Genomic DNA, 25220 nt, shown 5'->3' with positions numbered 1-25220 from the left:
AAGATTAGTTTTTGACGGTTCTCAGTATCGTCACGCGGTCGTCTTCAAAGGCAGTATTGCGGGTGAATGCAAGCACCTGCACATCATCGGGCAGGCGGGTCATCAGTGCGGGCAGTACGCTGTGACCCTCGCATGAATAAAGCGGGAAGTGCAGTACCGCTTGCAGGACGCTCTCGCTGTCAGCGCGGTCGGTCAGCTGAACATCATTTTCTCCGCAGGGCAGTGCCAGCCCGAAAGGAACGCCGCGCTCTTCGAGAAATGCCGCCAGCGCACAGAGTTTTTCTGCCGCATCTGCCGCGCCGTCAGCCAGCCCGTAGTCACCGAAAAGCCATATATCTCCCGCATTTTCGGGCGAGTAGATGTTCACATACGGTTTGCCGAAGCGGTGGGTCAGCTTGTAGTTCAGCCGCCGCAGAGGTTCGCCGCCTGTCAGTTCGCGTGCGCCGTCAAGTTCCTCTTCGCCCGATGACGGGTCAAAAAGGGCGCTGACATCGGTGTTTTCGGGCATTATGGTGATATATCCGTCCGCATGGCAGACCACTGTGAGCCGCGTAAGCCCCAGCAGGTCACAGCGCGAAAACTGCACGAAACGAATGAACAGCCCGCCGCAGTCAGCCTGCGCGGGGAGGGCGAAACTGCGCGTTCTGCCGATCTTCACATCAAAAGCACTGCGCTCGCCTGTGACGATGTTCTCGCACAGCACCCGACCTTTCAGCCGTTTTCTGCCGCCGAAAGTCAGCACAGGGGCGTGACCTTTTTTGGGGAAAAGTTCGTCACAGCTGACTTTGACTTCACCCTTGTCAGCCAGATTTTCAGCCGCCGCAATGACACCCGCCGCGATGACTGCCGCCGCCAGATAAAGCCCCGCCGCAGAAAACTTCCACAATATAAGCCCTACCGCGATGAGTGCTGTGAATGCCGCCCGCTTCATTTATTTCCCCTGTTTTCGGGGCAGGGGACTGCTCTGAGCACTGCCGCAAGCACATCTTCCGCCGACCTGCCTGCCGCTTTTGCTTCGCGGGTGAGGGTCAGCCTGTGAGCGCATACTGCCGAAAAGCAGACCCTTATATCCGATGGCACTACATAGTCACGCCCGTCAAGATACGCGCCCGCGCGCGCTATCCTGCAAAGTGCGAGAGCGCCGCGCGGCGATATGCCGCAGAGAGTGTCTTCGCTGTCAGCTATAGCCTGCCACAGCGCGCATACATAGTCGGTGAGTTCTTCGCTGAAAGTCACGGCGGAGATATCTTCCTTTATGGCAGACAGTTCCTCAGCACCGCAGACTTCTTCAACGCTTTCCAGGGGGTCAGCCGATGCGCGGTCGGTCAGCAGTTTTTTCAGTGACTCGCTGTCGGGCGCACCAAGACTCAGCCGCACCATGAACCTGTCAAGCTGAGAGAGTGGGATAGCCGCTGTACCCGCTGTTCCGACGGGGTTCTGTGTGGCGATGACGGTGAAAGGCTTTGGCAGGGGGTAGGTCACGCCGTCAACTGTCAGCTGACCCTCTTCCATAGCTTCCAGCAGTGCAGACTGAGTTCTGCCCGATGTGCGGTTAAGTTCGTCTGCCAGCAGTAAATTGGTCATAGCCGCCCCCGCGTGGAAGACCATCCCGCCTTTTGCGGGGTCATATGCCGAGTAGCCTGTTATGTCAGATGCTACCGTGTCGGGGGTCAGCTGAAGGCGCTTGAATTTAAGTCCCAGACTTCTCGCCAGTGCCAGTGCAAGGGTGGTCTTGCCTGTGCCCGGTGCATCTTCAAGAAGCACATGACCGCCTGCCAGCACTGCCGCTATCAGCATCTCGATAGTGTCGTCCTTGCCGACTATCACTTTTGTCAGGTTTTCTTTCAGCCTTGCAGGAAATTCGTTCATAAGTTTCACCTTTCTTTTTGGGGGATAGCTGTTTGCGGTATGTCATGGCGCGGGGGGAGTTGTATCGGTACAACTGCCGCGTCAGCTCCTTTTTCTGCGAAGTATCACGCCGATGACCACCGCGACCGTTATGCCCGATGTCAGCGAGGCTATCAGCAGGCGTTTGAAGCGCACGCTTTCGTGCTTTATGGGCGATGGCAGACCATCGGTGACGGGGGACTTTGTGTTGACCTCTTTGGCGTTTGCCGCAGAAACAAGGCTTTGGGCGGTCATTTCTGCGGGAGCGCCGATGTTCATGTCGTAGATGCTTCGCTCGCCGCCGCGAAGCCTGTCGATACTGCACAGGGCGATAAGTGCCTGCGCGGAGGCTATCTCACTGCTTTCACCGTCTTTTTCGTGGGCGAAACCGCCGTCGTCGTTGGCGTAGCTGACAAGTTCTTCGGTAAGTCCGCTGAAACGTTCATCGTTGTCGGGGTCGATTCCAAGACAGCAAAGTCCGCAGATGACCTGCGCGTATGTTTCGCAGGTGGAAAAATCGTCCTTTTCATCGTTAAGATAGTCGAGTGCCGCTGTTATGACCTGCCTGACCTCACTGCATTCGCGGTAGGGGGCGAGGGACTGCAATACCATCGCGGTGAGGTCGGGGTCACTTCTGCCTGCGCCGCTTTCCATCGAAAAACCGCCGTCTTCGTTTTGGGAATTTATTATCTCCCTTATTATTCCGAGTCTGTCAACTTCTGCATCATCGGGAACTTTCCAGTCACAGCTGTCGAGGGCGATAAGACCCCAGACAAGACCGTTCAGCCCTTGTGCATCGAGAGGGGAAGCATCGCCGCGGCTGAAAATGCCGTCTTCGAGGAGGTCGATGCCAGATAAGTCGGAGGGGTCGGCACCAAGACAGAGGCAGGTGAGGACAGCGCGGTGCCATTCGGTGGCTTTCATGCGGTGCAGACCGCCGTCATGGGTATACTTATCATTTATGTTCTTTTTCCAGCTGAGGTAGTAGGAGTAAGTATCATTTTCCAGACCGTATCTCACCGCGCCGATGGCGAGCCAGTCGGAACTGTCTTCGGCGGCATTATCGGCTATTTTGCCTGACAGCAGGCTTTCGTTGGGGGAGATATCATTTATATCCTTTTCATAAGTTATGATACCTTGTGCATAGCCTTTAGCGGCAGAAACATCGAGAGCGGAAGCCGTGAGGGGGGAAAGGCATAACACAGCAGAGAGAAAAGCGATAGGAAAAAATTTCATGTAATAAACACTCCGGAATCATAATATAATTCATAATTCATAATTCACAATTCATAATTATTGGCAGGGGCGAAAGATAGCTGGTCTGGCGGAAAGAAAGCGCAAACCATGACGCATTTTCTTGCGATAACATGTCAAGAGTGTATGGCGGTCACTTCACAACATCATTGCCGAAATCCAGCGAGAAACTCAGTTCGATGTCCTCACCATCGGCAAAGACTGCCGCCGACATCGCGTAAGACGGCTTTCGTCCGCCGCGGCTGTATAACCAGCCCGAACCTGCGGTGTAGTCAAATTCGCCCAGTGAGTCATCATCTTTGCCGCCGTTGATGCTTATGCCCGCCCTTTCGGTATATGCAAGGGCTTCTTCCGAAAGCGCACCGCCCGCAAATCTGCCCTCTTTGTATATCCTGTCAAGATAGCGGCTGTTCTCACTGCCGCGCGAACTTACCTCAAATCCGTTGTCGCGCAGAAATCTCACTATCGTATCAAAGCCTGTTTCGCCCTCTAAAACGGGATAGCTGTCATCTTCGCAAAGCACGCCCAATCCTAAGATGTCCGCCTGCGCTTTTATGGATATGCGCCCGACTTCTTCACCGATGCCTGCCGCTTCGCAGTTTATGCTGTAGAAAAATTCGGCAGTCCTGCCGATGCTGTCTTTCAGGCGGATATACACGCTGTTCTCGCCTGCATGGAGTTTCAGCAGATACCCCGTTGACTGTGAGTCCTCCCACCTGCGCTCGGCAGATGCACCGCCGCAGGCTACTTCGATGCCGTCAGCGTAGATGCGCCCGCCCTCATAGTCGGCGGCTTTAAGGCTGAGCGAATAACTGCTCCCCTTTACGGTCATATTATCTGTGAGGTTTATATCGGCTATGTACGGCGAACGACCCTCTTCGGCGGTGGGCAGGCAGGTCACCGTAAAGGTCTTTTCGACCCGCTTTGCGCCGTCAAGGGCAAGCAGATGTATGCTGTTGGTGCCGTCATTCAGTGCCGCTGTATAGATACCGCCGTCACCGCGCAGAGTTTTGCGGTTAAGCTGTACGGTCAGTTTTGGCGAACTGCCGACCGCCTGCGCTGTGAAAACAAGTTCACTGCCGTAAACGGTGCAGTCGGTAAGGTCGGTGATTATGTCAAGTTCACGCAGAGGTATGTATGTCACCGAGAAATTCAGTTCGCGCCTGCCCGATGACAGCCTTATCATGTTCTCGCCCTCGCTGAGGGTAACAGTGTAGCGCCCGTCACCCTCAACAGGTATGCCGTTCAGCCACACCGAAAGACCGTCTTCGCACTCGGCTGTGAAGCTGAATGCGCTTTCAAAAACATCGCAGTCGGTGAGGTCGGTATATATGGCGCTGTCGGGGCTGACAAGGTTCACCGTGTAGTCGCGGAATGCCCTGTAAACGCGGTTGTCGCCGTCTTTGTAGGTACAGCTGACACGTATGCTGTTCTCACCCTCTTTAAGGCGGCACTTGCCCGCGTAGCCTGTCAGCACCGAACCGTTGAGTTCCACATCACAGCGCACCACTTCAAGTTCTTTCACAAGATGCTCGATGGTGAAGAAATACACACTTTCGCTGACAGTTTCGCCGTCATTTATCGAGGTGGTGAAGTATTCGCGGTCGGCTTCTTTGCCGCTTGGGGCTGTTTTGGCGGGCGTGCCCGCATCGGGGACAGCCTGCACCGCTGTGGGGGCGGGGCGGCTCTCGTCCGTAAGACTGCTGTTCTCGGCAAGTGAACTTTCTGCCGATGTATAGACAGTTTCAGTGCTCTGCGGTATATTTCCTGAGCGGCTGTCGTCACTTGCGGCGGGTGTACGGCTTTCTGTGCGGGGAAGACTCTCCGAAAGAGAACTCTCCCTCTCCGAACTGTCTTGTGAACTGCTGTCAGTGCGCGAACTTTCGGGGGAACTGCTCGTTTCATCGGCTTTGCTGATGTTATCGGCAGTGCCGCTGAATGTTATATCGGGCAGGTCGGCTTCGCGGTGTATGACTTCGGCGGCAGTCAGCGAACGCGGGGCATTTCGGTAAAAAAGCGCACCAAAGCAGACCCCGCCCACCGTAATGACGGCAGCGGCAGCCATTGCTGTTACAGCTGTTCTGCGGCTTTTCTTGTCTGCCATAAAAGCGCCCCTTTATACGCCTAAAGGCAGAACGAGATATGATTTCGCTCTGCCCTCAGCATTATGTTTTTCAGCTGTCGGTATGGTAACGGACAGCCTGTGTTTTTCGGCTTATCTTGCCTTGTCTATCTTCTTGACGCTCTTGACCTGTGCGGCGGCAAGGGAGATATCGCTGACATTCACAGCGCCGTCAGCATTAGTGTCGGCGGCATTCATGCTGTACTTGTCTATCTTCCTGACACTCTTGACATGTGCCGCGATGAGCGAAACATCGGTGACATTTACGACACCGTCGCCGTTGACATCGCCGCGCTGTGCCAGTGCGCGCTTGTACTGGTCTTCTGTTTCGGCTACCAGCACTTCAACATCGGTAGTGCATTCAGGTGCGCTTCCTGTGCCTGTGTACAGACCAAATCCGAAAGAAACAGTCAGTATCTCGTCATCGGTGGTGAACTTGTCAACGCTGAAAGTGGTGTATTCTGTCGGGTCGTAGTCGTATATGCCTGTGGTGTTCCATACGCTCAGCGTATAGTCGCAGTCGGTAGGAGTCTGGTCAGCCATGTAAACGAGAGTTTCTTTGCCGCCGCGATGGATAGTTATGTCATCTGCTGTAAATTCTATATCTTTTGTGGCAGGACCTACAGCGAGAATGTTGAAAGAGTCATATCTTACGAAGATAAGACCTGTCTGCGGGTCAAACACGGGGTCTACCGCGCAGTACTGTGAATGTGCGCCCTGCGGCTTGAAAACGAAGTCGGGGCAGATGTGTTCCTTGCCGTCGCCGTCTGTTTCGGTGACAGTATTTACAGGTGCGGTCATACCCTTTTTATCTTTCAGCACACGGATAGTACCCGGATAGCCGTTCTCAACGTAGTAGATGGTATTATAGCCGTCAGCGTCAACACCTGCGAAGATGCCGTCAGCCTGACAAGCGTACTTTGTTTCAACGGTATATGCAAGTTCAAACGGGAACTCGCCGCCCACGTAGTCGAATACAGCTATCATCGAGCCGTTATAGTCGCCCCAGCCTGTGCCGTTAAGGGTGATATACACTCTGCCGTTTTCGATTATCGGTGTGGAGGTGCAGGTGAAGCCCTCAAGACCCAGCTGTTCTGCCAGCTTGTATGAGGAAGTAACGCCTGTGTTCGCATCGACCGAATAGAGGGTGCCCGAACGGTCGGTAAAGATGAGTTTATTGCCGTAAGTGACTATCTTACTGCGGACATCGTTTTTTATGCCGCCTGTGAGAAGTGATGCTTCGAGGGTCTTCTTATCTATCTTTATCAGTCCGAGCGGTTCATCGGCTTCGGTGCCTGCAACGCCGTTCTCTCTGCCGATGAAGATGTAGTCATCGGTGAAAGCGGCAGTTGTCCAGTAGTAGCCGCCGCAGTTGGTGAACTCCCAGTCAGCTTCTATCTGTTCGTTCGTGGTATCTGCATCGGGGTCGGAAGTGTCGAGGCAAACGTAGTCGGCATCGACATCTTCACCGTTCCAGAAGCCTGTATATATCTTGCCGTCATTGACAACGATATCACAGGTAGGACTGCCGCCCAGCTTGTTCTTGTATATCCAGAGAGATTCGAGCGTGTCGGCATCGAACGCCTGAACAGTGCCGTTATCCAGTGCCATGAAAACTTTGCCGTCAGCATAAGCAGGACCTTTGGTGGCATATGAAGCCTGACCTGCCATCTTGCCGCTGCCTGCTATCTTGCCTGTATATTTATCCAGCTTGTAGATGCTGTAAGCCGAGCAGACATAGAGATATCCGTTATCGGCGGCAGTTATGCCCGATGGTGCATCCGACCACCAGTCCTTATCCCAGCCTACCTGTGTTGCCCAGTACAGCACAGAATCATCGGCATCGGTGAAGATGGGGCAGTCATAGGTATAGGGGGCAGTTTCTGCATCGGTGACGGTATTTTCTGCCATAGCGGAAACAGCCGCCGCGTTTACAGCCAGTACAGCGGCGCAGAAAGCGCTCAGGAATTTAGCGGGTCTTTTTCTCATTTTACATTCTCCGTTCTGTTAGAAATTTGGGGCATCTGTATGTCCTATAACAAGGTAATTATATCATACTGCTATGATTTTTGCAAGTGGGACTGTTCCGACAGCGGGATATAAGCATATATGAAAACGCTATAGGTAGATATAGTTTTAAACTATATCGCACCTGCTGAACAGGTCACAGCTGACAGCACGCGGGACATTGGGAGATGGCGGAGTCTGTACGACGGCGGCTGAGTCAGGGGCAAAATCGAAAAAAGGGTATTGAAAAATGGGAAAATGTGTGTTATAATGACTATAAGTGCTATCGGAAGGCGGTGAACTGTGTGGCTGTTTTTGTAGAAGCAAAAGATCTGGTGGTCGATAGGGAACGTACATGTTGTTTTACGGGTCACAGAAATCGTGACCTTCCTTTTCACGGGGATCTTTCAACTCAGGGTATGCGTAATCTGCTGAGTATCGTGCATTTCCACATAATAGAAGCCTATGAAGCGGGTTCAAGGAATTTTATGACAGGTATGGCTGAGGGTGTGGATCTGCTTTGCGGTTCTGTCATGTTCGATGTTATGAACGACAAGAGGTACCCGGATATAAAGCTGTATTGTGTACTTCCGTATGCTGAACAGCGCAGGGAACTGAACAGCGTTAAGGATCGCTACATACACAGCCTGCTGATGCAGTGCGCCGAAGCTGTAGTGGTGACGGGGAATGCCAGTGACAAGGGCAGGTACCGTGTGCGCAATCAGTTCATGGTGGATCATTCATCGCGCATGATAGCGGTCTACAAGGAAAAGCCAGCGGGTTCGGGCACTTTGCAGACTATCAACATGGCAAGGCGCGCCGGGCTGGATATGCACATCATAAGGCTGGACGAGCGGGACAATTCGCATTTTTATGTGGAATGACCTGCGGCGGACGGAAGCAAAGTTATGCCGACGTATAGAACGGTGTGCGTGAGGAATGGCGATATCGTATTAAAATGCCGCATTTGTGCGGTTTACAGCTGTATAACAACATAAGGTAAGGAGAAAGAATCATATGTCATTTGCCAAAAAGAGGAAAAAGAGGTCGCAGGCGCCTGTTGCGCTGGTATACGTGGTGACGGTGCTGGTCTTCATGGCGCTGATATCCATGATCTCGGTATATCTGCTGAAAACGTTCAACATTATAGGCAAGGAAGAGGAAGAGGAAGCGGTAGTAACGGTACACACTTTCAACGACCTTTTTGCAAGGGTCAACAGCAAGGGCGTACTTTCTGAGATGACGCTGATAAGGATTGACCCCACCGACAACAGCATACTTGTGGTGCCTATACCTGCGCTGACGCTGAACAGTCAGAACAAGGTGTCGATGCGCGACACCTACGCTGATGCGGGCATGGCAGGCGTAAAGGAAGCTGTGGAAGCAACGCTTGGCATGAAGGTGGACAACTATGCCACACTGACCAACGAATCATTCGAGAGGGTGTGCGACATCTACGGCGGCATAACCTATCAGGCGACCGAAGAACTTTACTATCTTTCAAAGGAAAATGATGCTAACGATATCTCGATAAGAAAAGGCGAACTGGTGACGCTGGCAGGCAGGCAGATAAGGCTTCTGACACAGTACCCTGTATTCTCGAACGGCAAGCAGGGCAACAACGAATTTCTGGGACTTGCGATGGAATCGCTGATAAACAACATGTTCCTGCATTCAAACATAACCCGCGACAATCTGGATAATCTTTACAATATAATCACGACAAACAGCGACACCGACATGAACATAGACGATTTCAAATTGCAGAAATCTTATATCAAGGATATGCTTTCGGGCGGCATAGTGCCTGCCGAGAAGATGGTGCCTGAGGGTACATGGGCTGAGAATGACGAAAACTTCACGATAAGCGACAAATTTATAGAGAAGCTGAAAGAGAAGGCGGCAGAAACTACCCCTGAGATAGGCGGCGGTGAGGCTATAGCAAAGTCGGCTGAGAAGTAGGTCGGCAAAAGGCGCGGGGCGGTCACTGACGGCGTTCACGCTGACATTTCATAAGGGTACGGCGCAGGAGTCGGGGCAAGTGTAAATATCAAGGAAAGTGATGACTTATGAAACTCATGGTACTGATACTGAATAAGACCGAAGCGCTGGAATACCTGCTGGAGGGACTTTCGGCGGCGGGTATAGGCGGCGCTACCATAATACCGTCATCGGGCATGGCGATGACTTTGTCGAAGATGAATTCAAGTTTCCTGAGTTCATCGATACGCGGAATGTTCAGCGGTGACGAAGACGACAACAAGACCATCATCTCGGTGATAGAGAACGACCAGCTGGACATCGCGCGGAGAGTGATATATAACACGGTGGGCGACCTTTCACAGCCGAACACGGGCATACTGTTCACGGTACCGCTGGATTTTGTCGAGGGCAGGCGCAAACGCAGGACTGCGGGGCGGCTGGAAGATCTTGAAGACGGCAAGGGCAAAAAGGGTAAAAAAGAGGGCAGTTAACAGACTGTTTACCGTTTATTAGGTATCTGTTTGTAAATTTCCTGTAAAAATTCCCGTCAGACCTTGCAAAATGTACTGTAATGTGGTATAATATCAGCAATAGGCTTGACGAAAGACTGGAATTAAAACCTCCGGTCTTTTGTGTTTGTATAGACACTGCGGGAAAAATGTCGGTGCGGCGTATTTCCTGAAAATAGGGGGCAGAAGATAAGAATGAGTAAAGGTAAGGGCGGGGCAGACCGTCCGAAGAAGAACACTGTCGAGCGGGTGACTGAACTGGCACAGCCGCTGGCAGATGAACTGGGGCTTTTCCTGTGGGACGTGAGGTTTGAGAAAGAGGGCGCTACGTGGTATCTGAGGGTGCTTATCGACAAGGACGGCGGCGTGACTATGGAAGACTGCGAGAACTTCACAAGACCGTTCAACAAGATACTTGACGATGAAGACCCGATAGCGCAGAGTTACGTGTTTGAATGCGGCAGTCCCGGACTGGGAAGAGAACTGAGAAAGCCGATACACTTTGAAGTCTGCATCGGTGATGCTGTGCGGGTGCGGCTGATAAGACCCGATGAGAACGGTGAGCGCGAGTTCATCGTGGGGCTGGTGGGGTATGATGACGAAGAGAAGGTAATAGCCTGCCAGACGCTTGACGAGAACGGCGACGGTGTGGAGAACGTACAGTTCAGGCTGAGCGACTGCGCTTTTGTCAAGCTGTTCGATGACGGCGACTTAGAGTCGGAACTGGCGGGTGCCAAGTTCGACTAGGGCGTCGGCTGACAGCTTTTTTACAGACGGAAAATACATGCGGGGCGACCCGAAAGATACATTCAGGAAGGATTGGTCATAAAAAATGAACGAGCAGTTTTTTAATGCGCTGGCAGATCTGGTCAGCGAGAACGAGATCGACAGGGAAGTGCTGATCGAGAAGATAAGAGATGCCATAACAAAGGCGATAAAGAAGGAAACAGGCAGTGAGAACGTGAGAGTCGATATCGACCCTGCCACAGGCAAGCTGGAGATGTACATTCTTAAGGAAGTAATGAAGGTAATGTTCGTTGACGAACCTGAGAACGAGATATACATCGGTGAGGCGCAGGCATACGACCCCGACATAAAGGTGGGCGACTTTGTTGAGATACCTGTCAATCCTGCGAAAATAGGCAGAGTTGCGGCGCAGTTCGCAAAGCAGTCGATAAAGCACGATATCAAGGATTTCGAGAGAAACAAGCTGATAGAGCAGTACAAGGACAGAGAGCATGAGATAGTCACTGCCACTGTACAGAAGGTCGAGCCTGCAACGGGCAATGCGATAATCACCATCGACAAGAACGAGCACTACTTCTACCGCAGTGAGCAGATACCCGGTGAGGTACTGAAAGAGGGCGACAAGATAAAGGTGTATATCGTGAGTCTGGGTGACAGCGAGAAAAGACAGCCTGTTGTCAAGCTGTCGAGAACTCACAAAGATCTGGTAAAGAGATTGTTTGAACTGGAAGTTCCCGAAATTGCTGACGGCACCGTTGAGGTAAAGGCGATATCGCGTACTGAGGGCGTAAGAAGCAAGATTGCGGTATGGTCGAAAGACCCGAACGTTGATGCTGTGGGTGCCTGCATCGGTCCGAAGAAGTCGAGGATAACCGCTGTATGTCAGGAACTCAAGGGCGAGAAGATAGATGTCATAAACTGGGTAGAGGACGAAGAACAGTTCATAGCTAAGGCGCTGGCACCTGCTGAGGTGCTGAAAGTCGAACTGCTGGAGCCTGAGGTGAGGATAGAGCACAAGGGCGAGGAGAAGGAGTTTGAGAGAGTCATCAAGAAGTGCCGCGTGGTAGTGCCGAACAATCAGTTCTCGCTGGCGATAGGCAACAAGGGACAGAATGCGAAGCTGGCGGCAGGTCTGACAGGCTACAAGATCGACATAGTTCCTGAGAACGCGCCCGAAGAAGCGGCTGAGGACGAGGCTGAATGATATGCCTGTAAAGCCGAAGAAGATACCGATGAGAATGTGTCTGGGCTGTTCGGAGATGAAGCCTAAGAAAGAACTGGTCAGGGTGGTGCGCTCGAAAGAGGGCGAGATAAGCCTTGACCTGACAGGCAAGAAAGCGGGCAGAGGCGCATATATATGTGCAGATGCGGAGTGTCTTAAAAAGGCGAGGAAAGCAAGGCGGCTTGAAAAGAGCTTCGCATGCAGGATAGATGATGAGATATACGACATGATGGAAAGGGAGCTGAACGGCGGTGAGTGACAAGAACAAGACGGGACTTATCTCGATGTGCCGCAAGGCGGGCAAGCTCGTGATGGGCATGGACATGGTAAAGGACGCTTGTGCGCTGGGAAATGCGCGGGCGGTGTTCGTGGCGAGTGACCTTTCGGTGAAGTCGCTGAAAGAGGTAAGATACACTTGCGCAAGGTACGATGCAAAGCTGTATGCGCTGGGTCTGACGATGGACGAGATAGCGCTGGGCATCGGCAAGCGGACGGGTGTACTGGCTATGACAGATGCGGGTTTTGCTAAGTCCTGCGTCAAAGGGCTGGAAGAGATAGCCATTGACAGGGAAGAGTTCGACCTGTAAGGGACTTGGCTATCCCTTTGGTTCACCAAACGAGCGATATGTGGATAGGAGAACGACTGACACCGCGCAGATGTGTGGTGGGCGGAAGGGATAGCCGAGAGAAGTTTAGAGAAAATGAGAGTCGGGACGGCGCGGCGGTATATCGGCGCGGGCGGACTGACGGGGCGTGCGCAGACTGCCGCTTCGGGCAAAAGGTAAAGTTATGTGCGGCAGGTCAGCTGAAAACGCCGTCAAATGGGGCTGTACCCCCATTCAAGATAAGGAGGATAATGCCTGTGAGTACGAAAACCACTAAGAAGATAAAGCTCAATGTTCTGGCGAAAAGCCTTGAACTTTCAAATGATGATGTTATAAAATGTCTGGAAAAGCGTGATACTGTTGTAAGGAAAAATCAGGCTTCGCTGGACGTTGATGAAGTGAATTACGTGTTCGAGTATTTTACCCAGAACATTCAGGTGGAAAACTTTGATGAGTATTTCGCAAATACTGTAAAGCCTGCGGCAGAGGATAAAAAGCCTGAGCCTAAGGCGGCTGAGAAGAAGAACGAGGTCAAGAAGAACGAGCCTAAGACCGAAGAAAAGCCTAAGACCGAAGAAAAGCCTAAGGTCGAGGCTAAGGCTGAGGTAAAGGCTGAGGAGAAGCCAAAGACTGAGGCTAAGGCAGAGCCGAAGACTGAGGAACAGCCTAAGACTGCTGAGGTAAAGGCAGAAGTAAAAACCGAAGTAAAGACCGAAGAGAAGAAGCCTGAGGTCAAGGCGGAAGAGCCTAAGCCTGCCGAGAGGAAGCAGGATAAGAAGAAAGAGAAGAAGGAAGCAAAGAAGCAGGAACACGGTGTCAAGATGCAGCTGGGCGGCGGCAGTTCGTTCGGGGGCAGCGATGACAAGGGCTATACCGTTTCGGAGAGCAGTGATGACAGGCAGAATTCTTCAAGAAGAACTGTTGACACACGCGGCAGCTACATCGAACTGGACAAGTACAATGAAAAGTACGACAACATGGCTACCAGCAAACAGGGCAACAAGAACGACAACTTCCGCAAGAAGCAGAAGATAACCCAGAAGTCGCAGCAGTACAAGAAGCAGCAGCACTCGCACAAGAAGGAGACAGAGCAGGATAAGCTGAACAGAATGGCTCTTGAAAAGGCGAGAAAGCAGCAGCTCAAGGTAATGATACCCGAAGAGATAGTTGTCAGCGAACTGGCAAGCAGGCTGAAAGTTACTGCTACCGAAGTCATCAAGAAGCTGATGGGTCTGGGCGTGTTCGCATCTATCAATGAAGTGGTGGACTTTGATACCGCATCACTGGTGGCTGAGGAACTGGGCGCAAAGGTCGAGAAGGAAGTACACATCACCATCGAGGAAAGACTTATCGAGGACGAAGCAGATGCACCTGAGGATCTGGAAGAGCGCTGCCCTGTAGTAGTCGTAATGGGTCACGTCGATCACGGCAAGACTTCGATACTGGACAGGATAAGAAATGCGAACGTTGCAGAGGGTGAAGCAGGCGGCATCACACAGCATATCGGTGCATATCAGGTAAAGTGCAACGGACAGAAGATAACTTTCTTGGACACTCCCGGTCACGAAGCATTTACTTCGATGAGAGCGAGAGGAGCGAACATAACCGATATCGCAATACTGGTCGTTGCGGCTGATGACGGTATCATGCCGCAGACAGTTGAATCGATAAACCATGCTAAGGCGGCGGGCGTATCGGTGATAGTTGCGATAAACAAGATGGATAAAGAGGGCGCTGACCCTGACAGAGTAAAGCAGCAGCTTACCGAACATGAACTGGTAGTAGAAGAGTGGGGCGGCGATGTTATCGCGGTGCCTGTATCTGCAAAGACGGGCATGGGCATTGATGAACTGCTTGAAAACGTACTGCTGGTTGCTGAGGTAAAGGAACTGAAAGCTAATCCTCACAGGCTGGCTAAGGGTGCTGTCATCGAGGCAAGGCTTGACAAGGGCAAGGGCCCTGTGGCTACACTGCTGGTACAGAACGGCACACTGCATTCGGGCGATGTCATTATTGCGGGCACATCTGTCGGCAGGATAAGGACTATGACAGATTTCAGGGGCAGACCCATCAGCGAAGCAGGTCCTTCGACACCTGTGGAGATAACAGGTCTGGGCGAAGTACCTACCGCGGGCGAAACTTTCAACGCGGTAGAGGACGAGAAGCTGGCAAGAGAACTGGTAGAACAGCGTAAGCACGAAGCTAAGGAAGACGAGTTCAGGAAGTTCCAGAAGGTAACGCTGGACAATCTGTTCTCGCAGATATCCGAAGGCGAGATGAAGGAACTGCCTATCATCGTAAAGGCAGATGTTCAGGGTTCTGTGGAAGCTGTAAAGCAGTCGCTGGAGAAGATCTCGAACGAAGAAGTAAGAGTAAGAGTAATACATGGCGCAGTCGGTGCGGTAAACGAGAGCGATGTAATGCTTGCGAACGCATCGAATGCGATAATCGTAGGATTTAACGTAAGACCCGACCCTGTTGCGAAAGCAAATGCTGAGCAGGACGGTGTTGACATCAGGCTGTACCGCATAATCTACGATGCGATAGAAGAGATAACCGATGCTATGAAGGGCATGCTTGCACCTAAGTTCCGCGAGGTAGAAACAGCGCGTGTTGAGGTAAGGCAGGTATACAAGATAAGTTCTGTGGGCACAGTAGCGGGCTGTTATGTACTTGATGGCAAGATAGGCAGGAACGACCTTATAAGAGTAGTACGTGACGGCATAATCATAGCTGACGACAAGATGAGTTCATTGAAGCGATTCAAGGACGATGCAAAGGAAGTCAGCGAAGGCTTTGAATGCGGTATCACTTTAGAGAAATTCTCCGACATCAAGGAAGGGGACATCTTTGAGGGATACGTTATGGAAGAATACCGTGAATGAAATTCATAATTCATAATTCATAATTCATAATTATTGGCAGGGGCGCGAGAATGCCGTTTCAGCGGTCACTTTGCCGCCCAACAAAGCCGAGTAAGAACACAAAGCTATGCGCGAGCCAAAGCGGTCGGTCAAGCCCGCCGCCAGAGGGCTTGCGGGAGTTTGAGGGCAGAGCCCTCAATCGGGGAAGCAGAAAGCAACGCAATAAGCAAAACCGGTTGGGCGAACAAAGCGAAAGCCCGCAAGCGCGACAGCTTTGCCGTCGTTAAACAGCGGAGCGTCTTCGGCGTGACTTCGGGGCGAGTCCCCAAAAATAAGATAAAAACAGAATAACGTGGGTTCGGCAAAGCCTTGATGTCTGACGGAACACATCAGCACACCGCATCGGGAAAGCTGATGGTCGGGGCATGGGGCTTCGTCTCACATTTTAAGATAGGAGTTCAAATGGCATCACACAAGGCAGGACGTATGTCCGAAGATATAAGACGGATAATATCCGGTAAAATGGCAGACCTGAAAGACCCCAGAATAAACGGCGGCGAGTTCCTGACAGTTGTGCGCTGTGATGTGGCAAGGGACGGGTCTTTTTGCAGGGTCTATATCTCCAGCTTTAAAGGCATTGATGAAGCTAAAAAAGCTGTCAAAGGCTTTGAGTCGGCTACAGGGTACCTCAAAAGGGAGATATCTAATGTTCTGGGGCTGAAAAAATGCCCTGAACTGAAATTCGTGGCTGATGACTCTATCGAGCATTCGGCGGCTATAACTAAAAAACTCAGAGAACTGGTCAGGGATACGGCTGATGAAGCTGAAGACGAGGTCGATGAGGAAAACGGCGAAGACTGACAGTCGGCTGCAGCGGCGGCTGAGAGGGCTTTGAACGCAATAAAGATCGGGAACGGCGGGCGTTTACGATGCACGTCGGTAATTGAGATGGTGGGCGCGGCAGTTTCGGTGAGCGGTCGTGCTTATCCTGATAATGGCACGCATACTATGGCTGTCGGGGGAGAGCGTGCGGGCTTTAACAGCATTGTTTCGGCAGGCGGGTGACCGTCTGCGCGGGTCTTATAGAAAGGGATCATAGATGGAATACAGCGAGATCATTGATATTTTTGAGTCGCATGACAAATTTCTCATAATCACGCACAAAAGCCCTGACGGTGACACGCTGGGCAGCGGCTTCGGGCTGTGCTATTTTCTGCGTGAGATGGGAAAAATGGCGAATGTGGTAAATTCTGACGGCTTCCCCGACAGGTATGATTTTATGTATGTTGACTACGCACCGCAGGAGTTCGAGCCTGAGTATATCATAGCGGTGGATGTTGCCGACCCTGCACTGATGGGCAGCGGTCTGGCGGCGTATCAGGAAAAAGGGGTGGTGGATCTCTGTATAGACCATCACATCTCGAACAAGCATTTTGCCAAGCTGTCACACGTTGAGGGCGACACTGCGGCGGCGGCACATATACTCTACAAGATATTCAAGTCATCGGGGCGGAAGATAAGCGATATCACCGCAAAGTGCCTTTACACGGGCATCGCCACCGATACGGGGTGTTTCAAGTATGAGAACACCCGACCCGACACGCACCTTGCGGCGGCAGAACTGATGGCGTATGACATCGACTTTGCCAATGTGAACCGCAGAATGTTCGATGTGAAGAGCAAGGGGCGCATCAAGATAGAGCAGATAGTCACAGGCAAGATGGAGTACCATCTGCATGACAGGTGCGCGATGATATGTATAACCACCGAACTTATGGAAAGCTGTGGGGTAGACCAGGCTGAGTTTGATGGTCTGGCATCTATACCGCTCTCGGCTGAGGGGGTAGTGATAGGCATTACCGTAAAGCAGAGGCATGAGAGGGTATTCAAGATATCTGTCAGGACTACTGAGGATATGGACGCATCGGCGTTCTGCAATTATTTTGGAGGCGGCGGTCACATACGTGCGGCGGGCTGTGAGATACGCGGAACGCTGGAAGAGGTAAAAGCAAAGCTGCTGGAAAGGGCTGAACAGGTGCTCGGAAAATGATGATGGAAGAAGATATCAGCGGAGTTATAGGTGTATACAAGCCGATGGACTGGACATCGTTCGATGTTGTGGCTAAACTCAGGGGCGTACTGCATGTGCGCAAGATAGGTCACGGGGGAACTCTTGACCCGATGGCTGAGGGTGTACTGCCTGTACTGGTCGGTCAGGCGACAAAAGCGTGCGATGTGATGCCCGATACCGAAAAAGAGTATATCGCGGAGTTCAGGACAGGCATAGCCACTGACACACAGGATATCACGGGCGAAGTGATAAAGCGTTCGAGCAAGCGCGTGAGCATCAGGGAACTGGCTGACGCTCTGCCAGAATTTGTGGGCGAGATAATGCAGGTGCCGCCGATGTATTCGGCAGTAAAAGTCGGCGGGAAGAAGCTGTATGAACTGGCGCGTGAGGGCAAGACCATCGAGCGCGAAGCAAGACCGATAGTGGTGAGGGCAATACGTGTGCTGGACTATGATGAGCACATGTGTCTGGGTCGTCTTAAGATAATGTGCAGTAAAGGTACGTATGTGAGGACGCTTATCAACGACATCGGTGAGGCGATGGGCTGCTGTGCGACCATGACCTCGCTGGTGAGGACTTACTCGACAGGCATAGAGCTGAAAGACTGCATGAGGATAGAAGAGATAGAAGGGCGTGTGATGTGCGAGGGCGTACAGAGCGTGCTGATGCCGCTGGACAAGGTCTTCGGCTTTTACAAAGAGGTCAGGCTGGACGACAGGCTGACAGGGCTGTACAAAAACGGCGTGAAGCTGAGGGGCGAGCAGGTCGGTCTGGAAGCAGATGACAGTAAAATACATCGGGTATACGGTGCTGACGGTGTATTTCTGGGAATAGCACAGATGGTCGATGGCGAGTTTCGGAGCATAAAGAATTTCTTCAGCAATTGACGGGTGCGGGTGTGTCCGTTGGCGGAAGGATATGAGTTGGTGCCTGAGGGCGCAAGGCGCTTTGGGCTGACATACCGAAAGCAGGGCGTTCGGTATAAGAGATGGGTTTTAAAGGACTGACTTTGATTGAAAGAGATAAGCGGGGGCATCAAGCCCGAAAACGGAACTGTCTGTGCGCTGGGGCTGTTTGACGGTGTACACAGGGGACACAGGCTGGTCATAAACACTGCGGTGTCGCTGGCGAAAGAGCTGGGGGCGCAGTCTGCGGTGTTCACTTTCAAGACGAATACGGTGACCTCAAAGGGGCATGACGGAAGGCTCGAAATGATACTGAGCGATGAAGAGAAGCGCAGGCATTTCGGGGATCTGGGTGTTGAACTTCTGTATTCGCCAAGTTTTGAGGAACTTAAGGATATGAGCGCTGAGGCATTCGTGCGGGATATACTTGTGGGAGTGCTGGGGTGCAGGGCAGTGGTCTGCGGTGACGATTTCCGATTTGGAAAAGGCGCTGAGGGCGACTGTTCATCACTGGAACTTTACGGGCGGATATATGGTATCGAGGTGATCGTCTGCGACAAGCTGAGTTACAAGGGCGAGGAAGTCAGTTCGACCATGATACGCGAGTGCATACGGACAGGTAAGATAGAGAAAGCCAACGAAATGCTGGGTTACATCTTCAGCCTTAAGCTGGAGGTGGAACACGGCAGGGAACTGGGGCGCACATGGAATTTCCCGACAATGAACCAGACGATACCGCGCGGACAGATAATGCCGAAATTCGGGGTATACGCCACAAGGGTGACTGTCGGGGGCGAAGAGAAGTTCGGGGTGACGAACATCGGTGTGAAGCCGACGCTGAAAGCCCATGACGCTCCGCTGGCGGAAACTTTTATACTGGATTTTGAGGGCGATCTGTACGGGCAGAAGATCGAGATAATGCTGGACAAGTTCATCAGACCCGAAAAGGGCTTTGACAGCATCGACGAACTGCGGGCGCAGATAGCTAAGGATACCGACAAAGTGCGGAGATTTTACGGAGTTGACGAGCGATGAGAAAAGCAGTCTGTATGGCATGCTGTGCGGCGCTGATGCTGTGCGGGTGCGGCGGCGGGAGCGATCCCGATATTGCGAAGGTACACAAGGATTTCCTCGAATACACATTCGGCGGGAACTACAGCATAAAGAAGAATGCTGAGAAGTGTAACGAAGAACAGAATGTCTGGGAGATAACTTTCACTGACAAGAAGGGCAGTGAAAAGACCAAAGAGATAACACTGGATATAGAAAGTGACGAAGACTTTGCGAAGTACGAGTGTAACTGGCAGATGCTCAATTTTGTGGAGGGGCAGATAGGACTGGCAGTTAACGATGAACTTTATGAACAGCTGATAAAGCCGAATTTCGACTGTGTGCAGAGCGCAGAAGACCCATTTAAGTATGAGGGCGACGGTTTCACACTGACGGTGATAGCCGAGTGCTATGACCTTTTCGACCCGTCTGATGAGATACTGGAAGCCGACCTTGACAGCAAGAGCGGTGTCAGCTATGTGGACACAGAACTTAAAAGCTGGGCGCAGATGAAGACCAACGGCATGCAGATATACATAACGCTCGAAGATGCGGCAGATGTGGACGCGGTATCGCAGAAACTTCTGAAATTCGGGGGCGATTACTGCGAATACACGGTAAGCCCGCAGAACTACTGCTTCTCACTGCATGCGCCCGATGACAGCGGCGAATTACAGATGGTCGCATCGGGGTGCAAGGTGATGGGCGAAGATGACGACGCATCGGCATACAGTGTCAGCTACATTCTGAAAAGGCTGGGCAGAATGTCCGACAACACGGTTGCGACTGACGGCGAAGACATCATGTGATGTTCCGGACTGAAAAGTTCAGGTTTTCGGGCTTTTGTCACAGTATGCACACAACGGTCGTGTATAATTATAGTAACAGACATAAAAAATTCCACATGACTGCCCGCGTATAATGCGATGATCGTATCTGTGAGCGGGACAGGTATGAAATATTATGTCGTTTACTATAGATGTGCGGGGCATCGCTGCGGCTGTCCGCGCGGTGACTTACAGTAAATTGATTTTCCGTTGGGAGGAAAATGAGTTGATAGAGGTAATCGAATTATCCAAACATTACGGCGACAAAAAAGCCGTCAACAACATATCGTTCAAGGCTGAGGACGGTGAAGTGCTGGGCTTTCTGGGACCTAACGGTGCGGGAAAATCCACCACGATGAACATACTTACGGGGTACATATCCTGCACATCGGGCAAGGCGCTGATAGACGGGGTGGATATTCTGGAAGAACCTGTGAAGGCTAAGAAGAACATCGGGTATCTGCCTGAGATACCGCCGCTGTATCTCGATATGACGGTGAAGGAGTATCTGTATTTCATATACGACCTGAAAAAGTGCAAACTGCCGAAGATATCCCATTTGCAGGATATATGCAGTCTTGTGAAGATAGACCACGTTTACAACAGGCTGATAAAGAACCTGTCAAAGGGCTACAAGCAGAGAGTCGGGCTGGCGCAGGCATTGGTGGGCAATCCTAAGGTGCTGATACTGGACGAACCGACTGTGGGACTCGACCCGAAGCAGATAATCGAGATAAGGACGCTGATACGCAAGCTGGGCAAGAACCATACGGTGATACTGTCATCGCACATACTCAGTGAGGTGCAGGCGGTGTGCGACAGGATAGTCGTGATAAACGAGGGCAGAGTGGTGGCTAACGACACCGAAGAGAACCTGTCACACAAGCTGACGGGCGACAGCAAGTTCATCTGCAAGATAGACGGCGGCAAGGAAACTGTGATGCGACTTTTGCAGAAGATAGACGGTGTTGACAAGGTATACTGCGATGCCGAACACAAGGGGCATATCTGCGACTACCGCATTGAAGCGAGAGAGGGCAGTGAGATACGCTATGACCTCTTTAAAGTTATGGCGCAGAACGGTTTCACGATACTGGAACTGAAGAGCGCTGAGATGAATCTAGAAGATATATTCCTGAAACTGACGATGGGCGAGAAGATACCCGCTATTGATGAAGAAGAGGGGGCTGATGACTGATGGGCGCTGTATTCAGGCGTGAGGTGAGGAGTTATTTTACCTCACCGATAGGTTATATATTTATCGCGGCATTTTTCGCGTATGCGGGCATAATGTTCTCGGTGGACAGCCTGAGCAGCGGCTACACCAAGCTGGACAGCCTGTTTTCATCACTGCTGACCATAATAATCGTGCTGATACCGATACTGACCATGCGCACCATCGCGGACGAGAAGCGCACGAGGACAGACCAGTGTCTGCTGACCGCTCCGGTGAGTCTGGGCGGGATAGTTGCGGGCAAGTTCTTTGCGGCTTTTCTGGTGTACGCTGTGGGCGTATCCATCACGGCTGTGATGGCTGTGGTGGTATCGGTCTACGGTGACCCCGACTGGAACGTGGTGGTCGGCAACATACTGGCACTTCTGCTGGTGGGCGGTGCGTTCATCGCCATCGGCATTTTCTGCTCGTCATTCACCGAAAATCAGGTGGTGGCGGCGGTCATCAGCTTTATCGTGCTGATAGCGGTGTCGTTTCTGTCGGTGATAGGCTCACTTCTGCCTGCGCTGGACGAGGGACACTGGTACACTAAGGTCGTTGAGGGCATAAGGACTGCGCTGACGCAGGTGTCTTTCAGCGAGCGGTATTTTGATTTCACATACGGCGTGTTCAATTTCTCGAACGTGGTATTTTTCATCAGCGCTATGGTGGCGTTCCTGTTCCTGACAGTGAGAGTGCTCGAAAAGCGCCGCTGGAGTTAAGGGGGTGTCGCAGATGGAAAAGGACGAAGAGAAAGTATCATCAGACGTTAAAGACGTGCTGAAACAGATAGTTGAAGAGGAAAAGGCTGAAAAGCCCGAAAAGCCGAAGAAAGAGCGCAGTGAGGGCGCGGCGAAGAAGCTGAAGCACGGCACTATGGCAACGGTGTTCACCTGTGTATTTTTAGCACTGCTGGTGCTGGTGAACGTGGTGACAACGGTGCTGTTTGAGAGGTATCCCATCACCATAGACCTGACAAAGGATAAGATATATTCGATGACCGAACAGTCGGAGGAATATGTGAAGAAAGTTGACAGGGACGTGCTTGTGACCATATTTGCCGATGAAGACACCTACATCAACTACTCGGCATACAACAAGCAGGCTGTAGAACTGCTGAAAAACTACTGCAAAATGAACCACCACATATCCTACAGATTTGTGGATATAGACTCGAACCCCGATGTCATAAAGAATTACAGCGACACGATATCGGCGTTTGACATCATATTTGAAACTGACAGCGTGGTGGACGGCGAAACTGTCAAGCGCACAAGAAAGCTGGGCATGGTGGATCTGCTGACCTTTAATGACCAGCTGGTAACACAGCTTTCACAGTCGGGCTACAGCATCGAAATGCTGAGAGAACAGGCAGGCAATGATATGAACCTGCTGGCTTACTACGGAAGTTATGTGGAGTCATCGAATGCTGAGCAGGCTTTCACATCGGCGCTGATGACTGTCACCGACCCGAATCCTGTGGACGTATGCTTCCTGACGGGCAGGAGCGAGGTGAAAGACCTGATATCGGGCGGTTCGCCGCTGAGTTATTTCAGGACACTGCTGGTGGCTAACGGCTACAATGTCAGCGAGATAGACATAACTAAGGAAGATATCCCCGAAGGCACTGATATCGCTGTGATAGGTGCGCCTACCGTTGACTATCTGCCCGAAGAGGTGCAGAAGGTCAGCGACTATATGAACAACGGCGGTGAACTGGGCAAGCAGCTTATCTACATCGCATCATACAGTCAGGACAAGACACCTAACCTTGACGAATTTCTGGCAGAATACGGTCTGGAGATAGGCGAGGGCGTTATCTGTGAAACTTACGGCGAGAACTATATAAACTACCCGTTCGTGACGGTGGCGGGCGAGTTATCGGACAATTTCAGTCAGGATATACTTTCAAAGGACTTAGTGATAAGTTCGATGTACACAAGACCTGTCAACACACTGTTTGATGAGCAGAACATGGTCACCACCGAGAAGTATGTACAGAGTACGGGCAACGCCTATACTGCCGAACTGGAATACAACGAGAACAACATACAGGTGCCGACCGACACGCTGACGAGAGGTCAGCAGTGCTATTTCGCCATCGGTTCAAAGGCTAAGTTTGCCGATGACGGCAGCGGCGACACCACTTACAGCAACCTGCTGTGCTTCGGCTCGGAGTATCTGTTGCAGTCGAATATAATGTCGGCTGAACAGTACGGCAACAGCGAGTATTTCTTCAGTGTGCTCAACGGCATCACTCACAAGACAGACGGCGTGTTCATCAAGCCGAAGACCATCAAAGGCACTGCTTTCGATATCGACCAGAGCAAAAAGAGCGTGCTGATGTGGACATTCATCGTCATAATACCTGTGGCGGTGCTTATTGTGGGACTTGTTGTGTGGTTAAGGAGAAAGAATAAGTAATGAACGGTAAGGTACAGGGCATCATCATATGCGGCGTTATAGCGGCGAGTCTGGCGGGAATGCTGGTCTTTCTGAACGCTTCGGACGGCGATGCCAAAAAGGAAGACAGTTCAGCGGCTGAGTCATCTTCGGCGGCAGAGACAGAACACTATTACGTGCTTTACTCTGACGAGGCTGAGGTGACATCGCTGACGGCTGAGAATGCGGCGGGCGGCTTCACGCTGGATAAGCCTGCATCGGGCAAAAGTTCATGGACGATAGAGGAGATAAACTCTGTTGAGCAGAACAAGGCTATGATAGACGATGTGATATCAAAATGTGAGATGCTGGAGGCTTCAAAGATCGCGGAGGAACATGCTGATGATATGGCGAAGTACGGTCTGGCAGAACCGCAGGCGAATTTCACCGTAAGCTACAGCAACGGCGATACTGTAAAGGTGCTGGTGGGCGATGAAGCGCCTGACAGCAAGTACAACTATGTCTGTGTCGAGGGCACTGATATGGTGCAGATGGTGTTGGGTTCGCGGCTGAAATACTTCCTCAGCGGCGCGGAGGACTTTGCCGACCTGGTGCTGATAGATAAGCCTGTCAGTGACAGCGAATGGCCTGAGTACGGCAAGGAAACTGTCACAAGAAGCGACTGGGACTACAAGGTGGTATTCGAGAACGACCCGAAGAACATCGAGGGCATGATGTCAAGTCAGGTAATAAGCGAGCCGATATTCGCATATCTTAACATTACGGGTTCAAGCGCGGTGACACACGGCATGTGGGGTCTGACGGCGTACAAGTGCGTAACGGCATCGAACGATGAAGCAACGCTTAAAGAGTACGGGCTTGATGAGCCGCGATGCGTGGTGACGCTGAAAGGTGAGGACTACGACTACAAGCTGTCGGTGGGCAATGAAGCCTTTGATGAAAGCGTGGCTGAAACCGACACGCCTGTTCTGCTGGGCTATTACTGCACCATCGAGGGCGCGGCGGGCTGTAACGCGGTATACATCATACCCGAAGCGAGCCTTCCTTGGGTGACTTTCAAGATAGAAGATGTCATATCAAATCTGATGACCTCTAACTATCTGGTGGATCTGGAAAAAATGAGCATCGAGTTCGACGGCGAGGAAACGGTCTACGAAATGACCACCAACGGCGGCAGCAGCGACACCGATGAAAACGGCAAGGCGGCTGATGTGACGGCGGTAAAGGTCGGCGGCAAGGATATCGACATCTACCAGTACAAGAGCCTTTACCAGTTCATCATGGGGTGCCCCACCAACGAGATATGCTTTGATGACCCTGAGGGAGAGCCGCAGGTGGTCATAAAAGAGATACGCAAAGACGGCGGCGAAGATGTCATAGAACTGTACAAGGACACTGCAAGGCGTTACATCGTAAAGCTCAACGGCAAGACCTCGTTCAGGATACAAAGCACATGGGTGGACAGCCTTAAGTCCAACATGGACAGCCTGTACAACGGCGGCAAGGTGAGCGACACTTATTAAATATCGGCTGACTTCGGCAGATATGCGG

General features: G+C 51.7%; 23 protein-coding genes. 18 read left to right on the top strand and 5 right to left on the bottom strand.

Annotation, left to right across the window (positions count from 1 at the left end; translation table 11 throughout):
• Positions 1–4: 4 nt before the first annotated feature.
• From CUS_RS01000 to CUS_RS00980, 5 genes are all read right to left on the bottom strand, one after another.
• The gene (locus CUS_RS01000) at positions 5–931 is read right to left on the bottom strand and encodes a DUF58 domain-containing protein (protein ID WP_002847028.1); all 927 of its coding nucleotides are present in this window, start codon (positions 929–931) and stop codon (positions 5–7) included.
• The gene (locus tag CUS_RS00995; protein ID WP_002847126.1) at positions 928–1869 is read right to left on the bottom strand and encodes an AAA family ATPase; all 942 of its coding nucleotides are present in this window, start codon (positions 1867–1869) and stop codon (positions 928–930) included. The genes CUS_RS01000 and CUS_RS00995 overlap by 4 nt, the downstream gene beginning before the upstream one ends.
• 81 nt (positions 1870–1950) lie before the next feature.
• Positions 1951–3123: a prenyltransferase/squalene oxidase repeat-containing protein gene (locus tag CUS_RS00990; protein WP_002847160.1), complete on the bottom strand. Its 1173-nt coding sequence runs from the start codon at positions 3121–3123 to the stop codon at positions 1951–1953.
• A gap of 151 nt (positions 3124–3274) precedes the next feature.
• Complete coding sequence (locus tag CUS_RS19995) at positions 3275–5245, bottom strand: hypothetical protein (protein ID WP_002847072.1); 1971 nt, start codon at positions 5243–5245, stop codon at positions 3275–3277.
• A gap of 111 nt (positions 5246–5356) precedes the next feature.
• Positions 5357–7252, bottom strand: a complete 1896-nt coding sequence (locus CUS_RS00980) for a PQQ-binding-like beta-propeller repeat protein (protein ID WP_002846954.1) — start codon at positions 7250–7252, stop codon at positions 5357–5359.
• 323 nt (positions 7253–7575) lie between these two features.
• Between CUS_RS00980 and CUS_RS00975 the strand changes: the two genes are divergently transcribed.
• From CUS_RS00975 to CUS_RS00895, 18 genes are all read left to right on the top strand, one after another.
• The gene (locus tag CUS_RS00975; RefSeq protein WP_002846966.1) at positions 7576–8154 is read left to right on the top strand and encodes an SLOG family protein; all 579 of its coding nucleotides are present in this window, start codon (positions 7576–7578) and stop codon (positions 8152–8154) included.
• A gap of 133 nt (positions 8155–8287) precedes the next feature.
• Complete coding sequence (locus CUS_RS00970; RefSeq protein WP_002847087.1) at positions 8288–9232, top strand: LCP family protein; 945 nt, start codon at positions 8288–8290, stop codon at positions 9230–9232.
• A gap of 107 nt (positions 9233–9339) precedes the next feature.
• Positions 9340–9744: a hypothetical protein gene (locus CUS_RS00965; RefSeq protein WP_002847024.1), complete on the top strand. Its 405-nt coding sequence runs from the start codon at positions 9340–9342 to the stop codon at positions 9742–9744.
• Positions 9745–9957: 213 nt separating this feature from the next.
• Entirely contained in the window at positions 9958–10509 is a 552-nt protein-coding gene (gene rimP / locus CUS_RS00960; protein ID WP_002847080.1) for a ribosome maturation factor RimP, read from the top strand.
• Positions 10510–10594: 85 nt separating this feature from the next.
• Positions 10595–11713 (top strand): transcription termination factor NusA, encoded by a 1119-nt coding sequence (gene nusA, locus CUS_RS00955; protein WP_002847096.1) that lies wholly within the window; start codon positions 10595–10597, stop codon positions 11711–11713.
• 1 nt (position 11714) lies between these two features.
• Positions 11715–11990: an RNase P modulator RnpM gene (gene rnpM, locus CUS_RS00950; protein ID WP_002847090.1), complete on the top strand. Its 276-nt coding sequence runs from the start codon at positions 11715–11717 to the stop codon at positions 11988–11990.
• A complete protein-coding gene (locus CUS_RS00945; RefSeq protein WP_002847019.1) occupies positions 11983–12318 on the top strand; it encodes a L7Ae/L30e/S12e/Gadd45 family ribosomal protein in 336 nt (111 codons plus the stop codon). The genes rnpM and CUS_RS00945 overlap by 8 nt, the downstream gene beginning before the upstream one ends.
• 269 nt (positions 12319–12587) lie before the next feature.
• A complete protein-coding gene (gene infB / locus CUS_RS18940) occupies positions 12588–15221 on the top strand; it encodes a translation initiation factor IF-2 (RefSeq protein ID WP_037275960.1) in 2634 nt (877 codons plus the stop codon).
• A gap of 441 nt (positions 15222–15662) precedes the next feature.
• A complete protein-coding gene (gene rbfA, locus CUS_RS00935; RefSeq protein WP_002847094.1) occupies positions 15663–16061 on the top strand; it encodes a 30S ribosome-binding factor RbfA in 399 nt (132 codons plus the stop codon).
• Positions 16062–16091: 30 nt separating this feature from the next.
• Positions 16092–16265, top strand: coding sequence for a hypothetical protein (locus CUS_RS19685; RefSeq protein WP_157769477.1), 174 nt, complete (start codon positions 16092–16094; stop codon positions 16263–16265).
• Positions 16266–16299: 34 nt separating this feature from the next.
• Entirely contained in the window at positions 16300–17250 is a 951-nt protein-coding gene (locus CUS_RS00930) for a DHH family phosphoesterase (RefSeq protein ID WP_002847070.1), read from the top strand.
• The gene (truB, locus tag CUS_RS00925; RefSeq protein WP_002847134.1) at positions 17247–18158 is read left to right on the top strand and encodes a tRNA pseudouridine(55) synthase TruB; all 912 of its coding nucleotides are present in this window, start codon (positions 17247–17249) and stop codon (positions 18156–18158) included. Before CUS_RS00930 ends, truB begins: the two co-directional genes overlap by 4 nt.
• A gap of 126 nt (positions 18159–18284) precedes the next feature.
• On the top strand, positions 18285–19211 hold the full coding sequence (gene ribF / locus CUS_RS00920; RefSeq protein WP_002847017.1) for a riboflavin biosynthesis protein RibF: 927 nt from the start codon (positions 18285–18287) through the stop codon (positions 19209–19211).
• The gene (locus CUS_RS00915; RefSeq protein ID WP_002847147.1) at positions 19208–20035 is read left to right on the top strand and encodes a hypothetical protein; all 828 of its coding nucleotides are present in this window, start codon (positions 19208–19210) and stop codon (positions 20033–20035) included. The genes ribF and CUS_RS00915 overlap by 4 nt, the downstream gene beginning before the upstream one ends.
• 244 nt (positions 20036–20279) lie before the next feature.
• On the top strand, positions 20280–21251 hold the full coding sequence (locus tag CUS_RS00910) for an ABC transporter ATP-binding protein (protein WP_037276021.1): 972 nt from the start codon (positions 20280–20282) through the stop codon (positions 21249–21251).
• Complete coding sequence (locus CUS_RS00905; RefSeq protein WP_002847077.1) at positions 21251–21988, top strand: ABC transporter permease subunit; 738 nt, start codon at positions 21251–21253, stop codon at positions 21986–21988. Before CUS_RS00910 ends, CUS_RS00905 begins: the two co-directional genes overlap by 1 nt.
• A 13-nt stretch (positions 21989–22001) precedes the next feature.
• Positions 22002–23690: a GldG family protein gene (locus tag CUS_RS00900; RefSeq protein WP_002847036.1), complete on the top strand. Its 1689-nt coding sequence runs from the start codon at positions 22002–22004 to the stop codon at positions 23688–23690.
• Positions 23690–25192 carry a DUF4340 domain-containing protein gene (locus CUS_RS00895; protein WP_002847143.1) on the top strand — a complete coding sequence of 501 codons (1503 nt, stop codon included), beginning with the start codon at positions 23690–23692 and terminating at the stop codon, positions 25190–25192. Before CUS_RS00900 ends, CUS_RS00895 begins: the two co-directional genes overlap by 1 nt.
• The last annotated feature ends 28 nt before the right edge of the window (positions 25193–25220 follow it).

This window comes from Hominimerdicola alba 8 (genome assembly GCF_000178155.2).
GTDB classification, from domain to species: Bacteria; Bacillota; Clostridia; order Oscillospirales; family Ruminococcaceae; genus Hominimerdicola; species Hominimerdicola alba_C.
Note: the sequence above shows the minus strand (reverse complement) of the source record. Positions and strands in the feature narration are given on the sequence as shown.